Source organism: Nesterenkonia sandarakina (genome assembly GCF_003003175.1).
In the GTDB taxonomy this organism is placed as follows: Bacteria; Actinomycetota; Actinomycetes; order Actinomycetales; family Micrococcaceae; genus Nesterenkonia; species Nesterenkonia sandarakina_A.
This window is the reverse complement of the sequence record NZ_PVTY01000006.1, coordinates 105,775-119,203: the sequence shown is the minus strand read 5'-3', so window position 1 is coordinate 119,203 and position 13,429 is coordinate 105,775. Positions and strand designations below refer to the sequence as shown.

Sequence of the window (13,429 nt, the reverse complement as noted above, 5' to 3'; positions counted from 1 at the left end):
CCGGACAGGCTGTGATTCAGGACATGCTGTGCCGCAGCAGCCCGCAGGCCTGGGCGGTGGTGTCTTCGATCAGCTCAGGCGCTCGGGTCAGCAGGTCCTGCAGCGAGGCCGCGCCGGGTGCGATCGAGAACGCCGCCGTGAGTCCCGCCGCACGGCACTGCTCCGCGCTGAGCCGGACGCCGCCCGCGATCACCAGCACCGGCGTCTCGAAGGGCGCGCCGCGCCGGACCGCCTGGACGACCTTGCCGCCCAGAGACTGGGTGTCCAGGGATCCCTCCCCGGTGATCACCAGATCCGCCTGGGCCAGGGTGCCCTGCAGGTCCAGCGCCTCGGCGACCATCTGCGAGCCGGGCAGCACCTGCGCCCCGAGGAGCACCGACAGGGCCAGCGGCATACCGCCGGCGGCCCCGAAGCCTGGGGTCTCGCGCAGCTCCCGAGGATCGGTGCCGCTGTGTCCGGCCAGCATCTGCGCGAGATGCGCCAGGCCATCATCCAGCAGGTCGATCTCCTCGGGCGTCGCGCCCTTCTGCGGTCCGAACACCGCCGCGGCCCCGCGCTCGCCGGTGAGCGGGTTGTCCACGTCCACCGCGATCCGCCAGTCCACCGCTCGGGCGCGCGGGTGAAGTCCTGTGAGGTCCACGGCGCTGATCTGACTCAGCCCGCCACCCCCTGGGGCCACAGGCTCACCCGCGGGGTCGAGGAACTCGGCACCCAGGGCGCGCAGCAGCCCGGTACCGCCGTCGGTGCTCGCTGATCCGCCGATGCAGAGCAGAATCTCGGCACAATCGGGGTCATCCAGCAGGGTGCGCGCGATGAGTCCCACCCCGAAGGTGTCCGCGCGCAGCGGCCGCAGCGCCACATCGGAGACCTGCGGCAGCCCGTTGCCCTGGGCTGCTTCGATCACCCCGGTGCGTCCGTCGGCCGAGCGCCCATAATGCGCGGTCACCGGCCGTCCCAGCGCATCGCTGACCTCGAGCGTCTCCGCCGAGCGCCCCCACGCGGCGAGCAGCGCCTCCAGGGTGCCCTCGCCGCCGTCGGCGAAGGGCAGCTCCACGATCTCCGCCGCACCGAAGACCTGGCGGGCCCCGCGGGCCATCGCCGCGGCCGCCTCAGCGGCAGTGACGGAACCCTTGAAGGAGTCAGGGACGCAGACGATGCGCTGTACGGCAGCCGCAGGGGTGCTCAGGACATCAGGATCCGCCATGCTCTGCCGGACCTAGTCGGCGTAGGTGTTCGCGATGTAGACGTCGCATCCTGCGGTGTGTGACACGGAGTTCGCCACGCTTCCCAGGACTCGTCGGGCACCGCGCATGCGCTGGTTTCCCACGACGATCAGCTGGGCGCCGGCCTTCTCGGCGTAGTCGATGAGGGCCTCGGCGGGCTTCCCCTGGGCGGAGCCCGCCTGGATCTTCAGGCCGGGCGTGCGCAGTCCCCTGACCACCTGCTCGGCGATGTAGAGCGCGTTATCGGCCCCGGAGACGACCCACTGGTCGGAGCCGCTGTTGACATGCTCGATGGTGGCATCGGTGTGCGCGGAGACGACGTGCAGCGCGACGTCGAGCTTCTGGGCGAGATCGCGGGCCTTGTGGGCTGCGCGCTGGGCTGTCGGACTTCCGTCCACACCGACGACGATGGGTCCCGTCATGATGTTCTCCTTCGATGTTCTGTGAGTTTTGCCACGCATCAGCGTACTTGAGCGTCGAGATGTTGGTCGCCCTCCCGCAGGGCGGGCAGCACCAGCTGGGCATAGCGCTGCTTCATGGTCTCCAGCGTGGTCGCGGCGTCCTGGTCATTGATCTGCTGGTTGAAGATCTCGACCTCGACGGGTCCGGTGTAGCCGGCCTCGGCCACCCAGCGGCTGATGCTGGGGAAGTCCACGTAGCCGTCGCCCATCATGCCGCGAGACTTCAGCGCGTCGGCGGCCAGCGGCAGGTTGAAGTCACACACCTGATAGCTCGCGATGCGGTGCTCGGCGCCGGCGCGGGCGATCATCTCGCGCAGCTGCGGGTCCCACCAGACGTGGAAGGTGTCGACGACGACGCCGACCGTCTCCGCCGGGTGCGGAGCCGCCAGGTCCAGGGCCTCACCCAGGGTGGAGAGCACCGCGCGGTCTGCGGCGTACATCGGGTGCAGCGGCTCCAGGACCAGCCGGACCCCGTGTTCGGCGGCGTAGGGCACCAGTTCGGCGATGCCCTCGGCGACGCGTCCCCGGGCACCGATGATGTCCTTGTCTGCGGCGTTCTGCTCGGCGGCGCTGCTTCGCGCACCGAGGAGATGCGCGGCAGCCGGGAGTCCGCCGACCACCATGATCAGCTCGGCCGTGCCGATGGTCGCCGCCTCGCGGATCGCGGCCCGGTTCGACTCCAGGGCGGCGCGGCGCCCCTCCGGGTCCGCCGGGGTGAGGAACCCGCCGCGGCACAGGGTGGTGGTGGTGAGTCCGGCGCCGGCGATGATGCCTGCGGCCTTCTCGGCACCGCCGCCCTGCTCCAGCAGATGCCGCCAGGGGCCGATGTGCTTGAGTCCGGAGGCGGCGACCGCCTCGGCCGCCTGCTCCAGGCTCAGGTGCGGGGTCGTGCCGGTGTTCAGCGAGAGTTCGAAGCTCATCCGAGTCCTCCGGTCTTCAGCAGCGCGCTCATCCGCTCGGCCGCCAGCTGCGGGTCGCGCAGCAGCCCGGCCTGATCGGCGAGCACGAAGGTGTGTGCCAGGTGGGTCAGCGAGCGTCCCGAATGCAGCCCGCCCACCAGCTGGAATCCCCTCTGGTGGCCGTTGAGCCAGGCGAGGAACGCGATGCCGGTCTTGTAGTACAGGGTGGGGGCGGCGAAGATGTGCTTGCCCAGAGCCCGGGTGGAGTCCATGATCGCCAGTCCGCGCTCCGGGTCTCCGGCGTCGTAGGCCTGCAGCGCCGCCGAGGCCGCCGGGTAGATCGCCGCGAAGATGCCCAGCAGCGCATCGGAGTGGACCCCGTCCTCGCCGTGGATCAGCTCCGGGTAGTTGAAATCGTCTCCGGTGTAGAGGCGCACGCCCGCGGGGAGGTCGGCGCGCAGCTGCTTCTCATGGGCGGCGTCGAGCAGCGAGACCTTCACGCCGTCGACCTTCTCGGCATGGTCCTGGATCAGCGTCAGGAAGGTGCTGGTCGCGGCCGTGACGTCGCTGGAGCCCCAGTAGCCGGTGAGGGCGGGGTCGAACATGGTGCCCAGCCAGTGCAGGATGACCGGCTCCCTGGCCTGCTCGAGCAGCTGCGAGTAGGTCGTGAGGTAGTCCTCGGGGCCGCTCGCCACCTTCGCCAGGGCGCGGGAGGCCATCAGGATGACCTTCGCCCCGGAGTCCTCGACCACCGTGAGCTGTTCCTGATAGGCGGCGAGCACGGCCTGCAGACCTGCCCGTCCCGGCTCGAGGGAGCCGGGATCGAGCTGGTCGGTGCCGGCGCCGCAGGCGATCAGGTCCCGCACCGAGCGGCCGATCACCGCGGGGTGGCGCTGCGTGCGCACCACGGCGGCGGCCTCGGCCGCGGAGCGGTGGATCAGCTCCTGGGTCGCCGCCCAGTCCAGACCCATTCCACGCTGGGCGGTGTCCATGGCATCGGCGACGCCGAGCCCGTAGGACCACAGCTCGTGCCGGTAGGCCAGGGTGGCCTCCCAGTCCAGCTGCGCGGGTGCGCCGGGGACGTTCTCCGCCGTCATCACCGGCACCACGTGTGCCGCGGCGTAGACCTTCCGCGAGGTCAGCGGCCTGCTCGGCGGAGCGAAGTCTGCGGGGCCCGTCATCGTGTAGTCCAGCAGCTGGCCCTCGGGTGAGGGCAGCCGCAGCGTGGGCAGGGAGGCGGTGGAGGTCGCGGCGGTGCCGCTCTGGGCGGTGGAGCTGTCCGGGCGCGCGGTGCCGGCAGGGCGGGGGGTGCTCACAGGGTGATTTCCGGGATGTCGAGTGTGCGGCGCTCAGCGGCAGACTGCAGTCCGAGCTCGGCCAGCTGGACGCCGCGGGCGGCCGAGAGCAGGCCGAAGCGGTGCTCGCGACCGGCGACGACGTCGGCCAGGAACTCCTCCCACTGCGCCTTGAAGCCGTTGTCCAGGTCGCCGTTGGCCGGCACCTCGCTCCATTGGTCGCGGAAGGACTCGCTGACCGGCAGGTCCGGGTTCCAGACCGGCTTCGGGGTGTGGGCGCGCTGCTGGGCCACGCACTTGTTCAGTCCGGCCACCGCGGAGCCGTAGGTGCCGTCGATCTGGAACTCCACGAGCTCGTCGCGGTAGACGCGCACGGCCCAGGAGGAGTTGATCTGGCCGATGACCTGATCGCCCCCGGGCGTCTCGAGGTCGAAGATGCCGTAGGCGGCGTCGTCGGCATCTGCGGTGTACGCCTCGCCGTGTTCGTCCCAGCGCTGCGGGATATGTGTGGCGGTCTTGGAGGTGACGGTCTTGACCGTGCCGATGATGTTCTCGAGCACGTAGTTCCAGTGGCAGTACATGTCGATGGTCATCGAACCGCCGTCGGCGAGCCGGTAGTTCCAGGAGGGGCGCTGCGCGGGCTGGTGGTCGCCCTCGAAGACCCAGTAGCCGAACTCCCCGCGCAGCGAGAGGATCCGGCCGAAGAAGCCCTCCTCCACCAGGCGGCGCAGCTTGACCAGGCCCGGGAGGTAGAGCTTGTCGTGGACGACGCCGGCGGTGATGCCCGCGGCCTTGGCCTGGCGTGCCAGGTCCACCGCCTCGTCCAGGGTCTCGGCGGTCGGCTTCTCGGTGAAGATGTGTTTGCCGGCGCCGATCGCCTTGGACAGCGTGGCGTGGCGCAGCGAGGTCATCGAGGCGTCGAAGACGATGTCCACGGAGGGATCATTGATCACGGCGTCGAGGTCGGTGCTGTAGTGCTCGACGCCGTGCTCGGCGGCCAGCTCCCTGATCTTCGCCTCGTTGCGCCCGATCAGGATGGGCTCGACGGTGACCTTGGAGCCGTCCGCGAGGGTGATGCCGCCCTGATCACGGATAGGCAGGATCGACCGCAGCAGGTGCTGGCGGTATCCCATTCGACCGGTGATGCCGTTCATGGCGATGCGCAGGACGCGGGGCTCAGACATGGTGGGGGACTCCTTGGAGGCGCGAGTGGGAATGCGCTTTCCAACGTATTCTCCTCGAGTTAGTTGTGTCAAACGTCACAATTGATGAGGTGGCGTCGAGTGTGCGCCGGATGAGGCTTCCTGCGATTGCGAGAGCGAAGGTCCTCGACGATCCGGCCGCGTCGAGTCGTGCTGCAGCCGAGCCGCGCTGTCGTGAGGGGGCCCAGCCGAGCCGCGCCGCAGTCGCGAAGGGGCGCCGGCCAGGTGCGAGTCGATCCGGCGCTGGGATGTGGCAGGATCATCTCGGGCAAGGGAGAGGAGCCGCGGGGTGAGCGTGGCCAAGCGCAGAGGGGCCAGGCGGCCGTCGATGGTCGACGTCGCCAAGCATGCCGGTGTCTCGCATCAGAGCGTCTCCCGGGTGCTCAACGCCCCCGAGACGGTCCACCCGGACACTCGCGAGCGGATCGAACGCTCCATGGCGACCCTGGGGTATCGGCGCAACAGCCAGGCCCGGGCGCTGAAGACCCAGAGCACCGGGCTGATCGGGGTGGTCAGCCCGGGTGACACCGACTTCGGCCCGACCCGGATGACCTGGGCCATCGAGAACGCCGCCCGACAGCGCGGCTACGCCACGGCGCTCAGCGTGGTCCGCGACCAGCGCGCCGCGACGGTGGATTCCACGCTGGACTTCTTCCTCAGTCACGGCATCGAGGGGATCGTGGTGATCACCCCGGTGCCTGCCCTGGCTGAGGCGGCCAAGCAGCTCTCCACCCGTGTCCCGCTGGTGCTGGTCACCTCCGGGCTCTGGCCCGCCGGGAACATGAACGTGGCGGGCATCGACCAGGAGCTCGGTGCCCGCCGGGCCACCCAGCACCTGATCGACTGCGGTCATCGCTCGATCGCGCACATCGCCGGACCTATGGACTGGTTCGACGCCCGCGGACGCGTGGTCGGGTGGCGGCAGGCGCTCGCCGTCGCCGACCTCAGCGCCCCGCGGATGATCCGCGCCTCAGGCTGGACCGCCGAGGCCGGCTATGAGGCCGCCCAGCAGCTCTTCAGCCTGCCGGCGCTGCCGGATGCGATCTTCGCATCGAACGACTTCATCGCGCTGGGGCTGATCCGCGCCCTGGCCGAACATGGACTCTCGGTCCCGGGGGACATCTCGGTGGTCGGGTTCGACGACGTCGACGCGGCCGGGTACTTCTCGCCGCCGCTGACCACGGTGCGCCAGCCTTTCGAAGAGGCCGGACGTGCCGCCTTGGAGCTGCTGCTCGACGTCAGCGACGGGCTGACCCATGTGCCGAACTTCATCTCTCCGGAGCTGGTCGAGCGCGGATCCACCGCCCTGCGCGGCTGAAATAAAAATCTGGAACAGCTCTTGACGTGGAGTGCGATGTTAACGTTAACATTGCTGAGACGTGGATCACGTGACTGAGGTCACGCCCACATGCCGCTCACGGTCACCTCCGGCCCGGGGCCAGTTCCAGTTCAAGGAAGAACGGTGTTCAATGTCTGCTGCGGACGCAGTCGTCATCGGTGTCGACTACGGCACGCTCTCGGGGCGGGCTTTGGTGGTGCGGGTCAGCGACGGCGCAGAGCTCGGATCCGCCGTCCACGCCTACCGCCACGCGGTCATGGATGCGACGCTCAGCGCCCACCGCGGCCAGCCGCTGCCCCCGGAATGGGCGTTGCAGGTCCCCGGCGACTACGTCGAGGTGCTCAGGTCCGCGGTCCCGGAGGCCCTGCGTGAGGCCGGCGTCGCTCCCGAGCAGGTCATCGGCATCGCCACTGACTTCACCGCCTGCACCATGGTGCCCACCACGACTGAGGGCACCCCGCTCAGCGAGCTGCCCGACTACGCCGACCGTCCGCATGCCTACGTGAAGCTGTGGAAGCACCACGCCGCCCAGGCGCAGGCCGACCGGATCAACGAGCTCGCCCACTCCCGCGGGGAGTCCTGGATCAACCGCTACGGCGGATTCATCTCCTCTGAATGGGAGTTCGCCAAGGGACTGCAGATCCTCGAGGAGGACCCGGAGATCTACGCGGCCATGGACCACTGGGTCGAGGCCGCCGACTGGATCGTCTGGCAGCTGACCGGTGAGTATGTGCGCAATGCCTGCACCGCGGGCTATAAGGGCATCTATCAGGACGGCAGCTACCCCGACGCCGAGTTCCTCTCCGCCCTGAACCCCGAGTTCTCCGGCTTCGTGACGGAGAAGCTCGACCACCGGATCGGTCAGCTGGGGGAGCGCGCCGGCGGGCTGAGTGCCGCCGCCGCCGCATGGACCGGGCTGCCGGAGGGCATCGCCGTCGCCGTCGGCAACGTGGACGCCCATGTGACCGCCCCCGCCGCCGACGCGGTGGCGCCGGGACAGATGGTCGCCATCATGGGGACCTCGACCTGCCACGTGATGAACGGAGACCGGCTGGCCGAGGTGCCGGGGATGTGCGGCGCCGTCTATGGCGGGATCACCGACGGGCTCTGGGGCTATGAGGCCGGTCAGTCCGGCGTCGGTGACATCTTCGCCTGGTATGTGGAGAACCAGGTGCCCGGGGGCGTCAGCGCCGAGGCCGAGGGCCGGGGACTGAGCGTGCATGAGCTGCTCACCGAGAAGGCCGCCGCGCAGCCGGTCGGCGCGCACGGACTGGTGGCCCTGGACTGGCATTCGGGCAACCGCTCGGTGCTGGTGGACCATGAGCTCTCCGGCCTGGTGCTCGGCCAGACGCTGGCCACCAAGCCCGAGGACGGCTACCGCGCCCTGCTGGAGTCCACCGCCTTCGGCACCCGCACCATCATCGAAGCCTTCAACGACTCCGGTGTGCCGGTGACCGAGCTCGTCGTGGCGGGGGGACTGCTGCGGAACGCCTTCCTGATGCAGCTCTATGCCGACATCACGGGACTCCCGATCTCGACCATCGTCTCCGCCCAGGGACCGGCCCTGGGATCGGCCATCCACGCGGCCGTCGCCGCCGGCGCCTACCCGGACGCCTCCGCCGCCGGCGCCGTCATGGGTGGACGCCGCAAGAACGCCTACACCCCGCAGCCGGAGGCTGCCGCTGCCTATGACGAGCTCTACGCCGAATACCGGGCGCTGCACGACTACTTCGGCCGCGGCGGCAACGACGTCATGCGCCGGCTCAAGGCCATCCGCCGTCGGGCACACCACCAGGAGGTCACCGCATGAACGCCCTGCACCTGAACGATTTCTCGCTCACCGCCCGCGAGGCGATCGCTGAGGCCCGGGAGACGGTGGCCGGGCTGCATGCCGAGCTGCAGCGCAATGACCTGGTGGCCTGGACCGCGGGAAACGTCTCAGCCCGGGTGGACCTGCCGCAGGAGGCTGCGCAGGCCGCCGCCGAGGCCGCGGGCCAGGCCTCGGGCGATGTGTCAGGACTGTTCGTGATCAAGCCCTCCGGGGTCAGCTACGACGAGCTGGAGCCCGGCAACATGGTGGTCTGCACCCTGGACGGGGTCAAGATCGACGACGACACCTCCATCGGGCTCTCCCCCTCGTCCGACACCGCCGCCCACGCCTACGTCTACCGGCACATGCCCCATGTGGGCGGGGTGGTCCACACCCATTCCTCCTATGCGACCTCCTGGGCGGCCCGGGGCGAATCGATCCCGTGCGTGCTGACCATGATGGCCGATGAGTTCGGCGGAGACATCCCCATCGGGCCCTTCGCGCTGATCGGGGACGACTCGATCGGCCGCGGGATCGTGGAGACCTTGGAGGCCTCCCGGTCCAAGGCGGTGCTGATGGACCGGCACGGACCCTTCACCATCGGGGCCGACGCCCGCCAGGCGGTGAAGGCCGCGGTGCTCTGCGAGGAGGTCGCGCGCACCGTGCACTTCGCCCGCGCCTACGGCGATCCGCAGCGGATCGACCAGGACCAGATCGATGCGCTCTACGCGCGCTACCAGAACGTCTATGGACAGAAGGACCACGCATGAGCCCCAGCACCACCAGCCCCACCGGATCCCCGCTGGCCTCTCCCTTCGCGGGCAAGTCCATCTGGTTCCTCACCGGATCCCAGGGCCTCTACGGGCCCGAGACCCTGGATCAGGTCGCCGAGCAGTCCCGCCAGGTCACTGGCGCCCTCGACGCGGCAGAACAGATCCCGGTTCAGATCGTGTGGAAGCCGGTGCTCACCGAGCGCGACGCGATCCGCACCGCCGCACTGGAGGCCAACGCGGATGAGGACTGCCTCGGGGTGATCGTATGGATGCATACCTTCTCCCCGGCGAAGATGTGGATCGCGGGACTCGAGGCGCTGGCCAAGCCGCTGCTGCACTTCCACACCCAGGCGAACATGGCGCTGCCCTGGGCAGACATCGACATGGACTTCATGAACCTGAACCAGGCCGCCCACGGTGACCGCGAGTTCGGCTACATCGCCACCCGCACCGGGGTCCGGCGCAAGACCGTGGTCGGGCACAGCACCGATCCCAGGGTGCAGGGCGAGGTGGCCAGCTGGGCGCGCGCCGCGGCTGGATGGAACGAGCTGCAGAACATGCGGGTGTGCCGATTCGGGGACAACATGCGCAACGTCGCGGTCACCGAGGGGGACAAGACCGAGGCCGAGATCCGACTCGGCACCTCGATCAACACCTGGGCGGTCAACGACCTGGTCGCCCGGGTCGACGCCGTCACCGATGCCCAGGTCGATGAGCTGCTGGCCGAGTACGACGCGCACTACGACGTCGCGGCCGAGCTTCAGGACGGCGGGGCGCGTCGGGAGTCCCTGGCCTATGCCGCCCGGCAGGAGGCCGGGATGCACTCCTTCCTTCAAGAGGGCGGGTTCTCCGCGTTCACCACCAACTTCGAAGACCTCGGCGGACTGCGCCAGCTTCCCGGCCTGGCCGTACAGCGGCTCATGAGCGCCGGGTACGGGTTCGGCGCCGAAGGCGACTGGAAGACCGCTCTGCTGGTCCGGGCGGCGAAGGTCATGGGTCATGGCCTGCCCGGGGGCGCCTCGTTGATGGAGGACTACACCTACGAGATGACTCCGGGGAAGGAGAAGATCCTCGGCGCGCACATGTTGGAGATCTGTCCCTCGCTGACCACCTCCACCCCGCGGATCGAGATCCACCCGCTGGGCATCGGCGACCGGGAGGACCCGGTCCGGATGGTGTTCGACACCGATCCCGGTGAGGGCGTCGTCGTCGCCATGTCTGACCTGCGCGAACGGTTCCGGCTGACCGCGAACCTGGTGGACCTCGTGGCACCGGACGAGCCGCTGCCGAATCTTCCGGTGGCCCGCGCCGTGTGGGAGCCGCGCCCGAACTTCGCCACTTCCGCGACCTGCTGGCTCACCGCCGGGGCGGCGCATCACACGGTGCTCTCCACCGGGGCGGGGTTGGAGGCCTTCGAGGACCTCGCCGAGATCGCAGGCATGGAGCTGGCGGTCATCGATGCCGACACCACCGCCCGCGGCTTCGCTCAGGAGCTGCGCTTCAACGCGGCCTACCACCGACTTGCGCAGGGGCTCTAGCCCCGGCGCACGCAACACCCACTCATTCGCACCACGTGTCTACCGAAGGGGCAGGCACTACTTCTCAGGAGGAAACACCATGCACAACCGATCAATGAAGATGTTGGGCATCTCGGCGGCCCTGGTTCTGGGCCTCACCGCATGCTCCGGCGGCGGCGCAGGCAGCGACGGCGGCGGCGACGACGCCGGTGGCGGCGACGCAGCACCGGAGGACATGACCGTCGGAGTCTCGATGCCGACCCAGACCTACGAGCGCTGGGTCAATGACGGCGCCTCGGTGGAGGAGGGCCTGGAAGAGCTCGGCTACACCGCTGACCTGCAGTTCGCCGATGACGACATCCCCACCCAGCAGCAGCAGATCGACCAGATGATCACCCAGGAGTATGACGCGCTGATCATCGCCTCGATCGACGGCTCCTCGCTGACCAGCCAGCTCGACGCCGCCGCCGCGGCAGACATCCCGGTGATCTCCTACGACCGGCTGCTGACCAACAGCGAGGACGTCGACTTCTACGTCACCTTCGACAACTTCGCGGTGGGCCAGAACCAGGCCAACGCGCTGCTCTACGGGCTCGGCGTGCTGGATCAGGACTTCGAGCCGGCCGAGGACGCCCCCGAGGAGACGCTGAACGTCGAGCTCTTCGCCGGATCGCTGGATGACAACAATGCGCGGTTCTTCTGGGACGGCGCCATGGACGTCCTCGAGCCGTATATCGAGGACGAGACGATCACCGTTCCCTCGGGTCAGACCACCATCGAACAGGCCGCCACGCAGCGCTGGGAGCAGGAGACCGCGCAGGAACGCATGGAGAACCTGCTCACCAGCACCTACAGCGGCGACGAAGAGCTCCACGGTGTGCTCGCCCCGGCTGATCCGCTCTCCCGCGGCATCATCCAGGCGCTGCGCAGCGACGGTCTCGGCGACACCATCGAAGACGGGCTGCCGATCGTGACCGGGCAGGACGCCGAGATCGCGACCGTCTCGCTGATCGCCGACGGCGTGCAGCACTCCACCATCTTCAAGGACACCCGCCTGCTCGCCGAGCAGGCCGTCAACGCCGCGGACACCTTCCTCAACGGGGAAGAGCCCGAGGCCAACGACACCGAGAGCTACGACAACGGCTCCGCGGTCATCCCCTCCTACCTGCTGCCGGTGGAGATGATCCTCCAGGAGAACTACGAGGAGATCCTCGTGGACTCCGAGTACTACACCGAGGAACAGGTCGAGTCCGGCCAGCTCTGATCTCATCCGATATCTGAGCTGAGCATCGCTCACCAGTTGCACAGGGCGGGTCCGGGGTGAAAGCCCCGGACCCGCCCTGAAGCAGAGGTCCTAAGGAGGGCCCATGAACGAGAACATCCTCGAGATGCGCTCCATCACCAAGACGTTCCCAGGTGTGGTGGCGCTGAAAGACGTGAACCTTCAGGTGCGTCGGGGGGAGATCCACGCGGTCTGTGGCGAGAACGGTGCAGGCAAGTCCACCCTGATGAAGGTGCTCTCCGGGGTGCACCCGGCAGGCAGCTATGAGGGCGAGATCCACTTCGAGGGCGAGCATGTGAGCTTCTCCTCGATCAACGACTCAGAGGACCTGGGCATCGTGATCATCCACCAGGAGCTGGCTCTGGTGCCGCACCTCTCGGTGGCCGAGAACATCTTCCTGGGCAATGAGAAGGCCACGGCAGGCATCATCAACTGGCACGAGGTCAACTCCGCAGCCGTACGGCTGCTGGAGAAGGTCGGCCTGTCCGAGAACCCGGTCACCCCGGTGGGCCACATCGGCGTCGGCAAGCAGCAGCTGGTGGAGATCGCCAAGGCGCTGAGCAAGAACGTGAAGCTGCTGATCCTCGACGAGCCCACGGCTGCTCTGAACGACGACGACTCCAGACACCTGCTCGGCCTCATCCGCGACCTGCGCGATGAGGGCGTCACCTGCATCATCATCTCGCACAAGCTCGGCGAGATCGCGGCCGTGGCGGACTCCACCACCGTCATCCGAGACGGCAGCACGGTGGAGACCATCGACATGGCCGAGGCTACGCGCAACGGCGAAGACCTCACCCGACGGATCATCCGCGGCATGGTCGGACGTGACATGGAGAACATGTACCCGGACCGCGAGGTCACCCTCGGCGAGGAGGTGTTCCGGGTCGAGGACTGGCACGTGAACCACCCCACCCAGCCCGGCCGCAAGGTCGTGGACGGGGCTTCGCTGAACGTCCGTGCCGGAGAGGTGGTCGGCATCGCCGGACTCATGGGCGCCGGTCGCACCGAGCTGGCGATGAGCGTGTTCGGCAAGTCCTACGGGCGTGACATCACGGGCACGGTCTACATGCACAAGAAGCCCGTGAAGGTCGATTCCGTGGCCGACGCGATCAAGGCCGGCATCGCGTATGTCAGCGAGGATCGCAAGCGCTACGGACTCAACCTGATCGACGACATCCGACGCAATGTCAGCGCCGCGGCCCTCAAGCGGGTCGCTCCGCGCGGGTGGATCAACGGCAACGAGGAGATCGCGGTGGCCGAGCGCTACCGCACCTCGATGAACATCAAGGCGCCGACGGTGATGTCTGTCATCGGCAAGCTCTCCGGGGGAAACCAGCAGAAGGTGGTGCTGAGCAAATGGCTCTACACCGAGCCAGAGCTGCTGATCCTCGACGAGCCGACCCGCGGCATCGACGTCGGCGCGAAGTACGAAATCTATTCGATCATCAACAAGCTGGCCGCGTCGGGGAAGGCGATCATCGTCATCTCCTCGGAGCTGCCCGAGGTGCTGGGCATCTGTGACCGCGTGTACACGCTGTCCTCTGGCCGGATCACCGGGCAGGTTCCCGTGGAAGACGCCACCCAGGAGCGCCTCATGGAGCTCATGACTATGGAGAAGGACTGAG

Annotated in this window: 11 protein-coding genes; 6 read left to right on the top strand and 5 right to left on the bottom strand. The window is 68.6% G+C overall.

The annotated features are described in order from the left end of the window. Nucleotides 1-16: 16 nt before the first annotated feature. The 5 genes from BCL67_RS06505 to BCL67_RS06485 all read right to left on the bottom strand — a co-directional run bounded on the left by BCL67_RS06505 (nt 17) and on the right by BCL67_RS06485 (nt 5,062). Nucleotides 17-1,204, bottom strand: a complete 1,188-nt coding sequence (locus tag BCL67_RS06505; RefSeq protein ID WP_106122641.1) for a glycerate kinase — start codon at nt 1,202-1,204, stop codon at nt 17-19. Nucleotides 1,205-1,216: 12 nt separating this feature from the next. Continuing rightward, entirely contained in the window at nt 1,217-1,645 is a 429-nt protein-coding gene (locus tag BCL67_RS06500; RefSeq protein ID WP_106122640.1) for a universal stress protein, read from the bottom strand. A 38-nt stretch (nt 1,646-1,683) separates the two neighbouring features. Further along, nucleotides 1,684-2,604: a sugar phosphate isomerase/epimerase family protein gene (locus BCL67_RS06495; RefSeq protein WP_106122639.1), complete on the bottom strand. Its 921-nt coding sequence runs from the start codon at nt 2,602-2,604 to the stop codon at nt 1,684-1,686. Further along, a complete protein-coding gene (locus tag BCL67_RS06490; RefSeq protein ID WP_106122702.1) occupies nt 2,601-3,815 on the bottom strand; it encodes a dihydrodipicolinate synthase family protein in 1,215 nt (404 codons plus the stop codon). Before BCL67_RS06490 ends, BCL67_RS06495 begins: the two co-directional genes overlap by 4 nt. Before the next feature lie 80 nt (nt 3,816-3,895). After that, on the bottom strand, nt 3,896-5,062 hold the full coding sequence (locus BCL67_RS06485; RefSeq protein WP_106122638.1) for a Gfo/Idh/MocA family protein: 1,167 nt from the start codon (nt 5,060-5,062) through the stop codon (nt 3,896-3,898). Nucleotides 5,063-5,375: 313 nt separating this feature from the next. Between BCL67_RS06485 and BCL67_RS06480 the strand changes: the two genes are divergently transcribed. From BCL67_RS06480 to mmsA, 6 genes are all read left to right on the top strand, one after another. After that, nucleotides 5,376-6,398 (top strand): LacI family DNA-binding transcriptional regulator, encoded by a 1,023-nt coding sequence (locus tag BCL67_RS06480; protein WP_146131095.1) that lies wholly within the window; start codon nt 5,376-5,378, stop codon nt 6,396-6,398. A 151-nt stretch (nt 6,399-6,549) separates the two neighbouring features. After that, complete coding sequence (gene araB, locus BCL67_RS06475; RefSeq protein WP_106122636.1) at nt 6,550-8,229, top strand: ribulokinase; 1,680 nt, start codon at nt 6,550-6,552, stop codon at nt 8,227-8,229. Next, a complete protein-coding gene (locus BCL67_RS06470) occupies nt 8,226-8,999 on the top strand; it encodes an L-ribulose-5-phosphate 4-epimerase (protein WP_106122635.1) in 774 nt (257 codons plus the stop codon). Before araB ends, BCL67_RS06470 begins: the two co-directional genes overlap by 4 nt. Further along, nucleotides 8,996-10,540, top strand: a complete 1,545-nt coding sequence (araA, locus tag BCL67_RS06465; protein ID WP_181255915.1) for an L-arabinose isomerase — start codon at nt 8,996-8,998, stop codon at nt 10,538-10,540. The genes BCL67_RS06470 and araA overlap by 4 nt, the downstream gene beginning before the upstream one ends. A gap of 79 nt (nt 10,541-10,619) precedes the next feature. Beyond that, a complete protein-coding gene (chvE, locus tag BCL67_RS06460) occupies nt 10,620-11,783 on the top strand; it encodes a multiple monosaccharide ABC transporter substrate-binding protein (RefSeq protein WP_106122634.1) in 1,164 nt (387 codons plus the stop codon). Between the two features lie 103 nt (nt 11,784-11,886). Next, nucleotides 11,887-13,428, top strand: coding sequence for a multiple monosaccharide ABC transporter ATP-binding protein (mmsA, locus tag BCL67_RS06455; protein WP_106122633.1), 1,542 nt, complete (start codon nt 11,887-11,889; stop codon nt 13,426-13,428). Nucleotide 13,429: the final 1 nt, after the last annotated feature.

What these genes read in the sequence shown, in the direction of transcription:
- BCL67_RS06505 (WP_106122641.1), bottom strand. Translation starts at nt 1,204, where the DNA reads ATGGCGGATCCTGATGTCCTGAGCACCCCTGCGGCTGCCGTACAGCGC.
- BCL67_RS06500 (WP_106122640.1), bottom strand. Translation starts at nt 1,645, where the DNA reads ATGACGGGACCCATCGTCGTCGGTGTGGACGGAAGTCCGACAGCCCAG.
- BCL67_RS06495 (WP_106122639.1), bottom strand. Translation starts at nt 2,604, where the DNA reads ATGAGCTTCGAACTCTCGCTGAACACCGGCACGACCCCGCACCTGAGC.
- BCL67_RS06485 (WP_106122638.1), bottom strand. Translation starts at nt 5,062, where the DNA reads ATGTCTGAGCCCCGCGTCCTGCGCATCGCCATGAACGGCATCACCGGT.
- araB (WP_106122636.1), top strand. Translation starts at nt 6,550, where the DNA reads ATGTCTGCTGCGGACGCAGTCGTCATCGGTGTCGACTACGGCACGCTC.
- BCL67_RS06470 (WP_106122635.1), top strand. Translation starts at nt 8,226, where the DNA reads ATGAACGCCCTGCACCTGAACGATTTCTCGCTCACCGCCCGCGAGGCG.
- araA (WP_181255915.1), top strand. Translation starts at nt 8,996, where the DNA reads ATGAGCCCCAGCACCACCAGCCCCACCGGATCCCCGCTGGCCTCTCCC.
- chvE (WP_106122634.1), top strand. Translation starts at nt 10,620, where the DNA reads ATGCACAACCGATCAATGAAGATGTTGGGCATCTCGGCGGCCCTGGTT.
- mmsA (WP_106122633.1), top strand. Translation starts at nt 11,887, where the DNA reads ATGAACGAGAACATCCTCGAGATGCGCTCCATCACCAAGACGTTCCCA.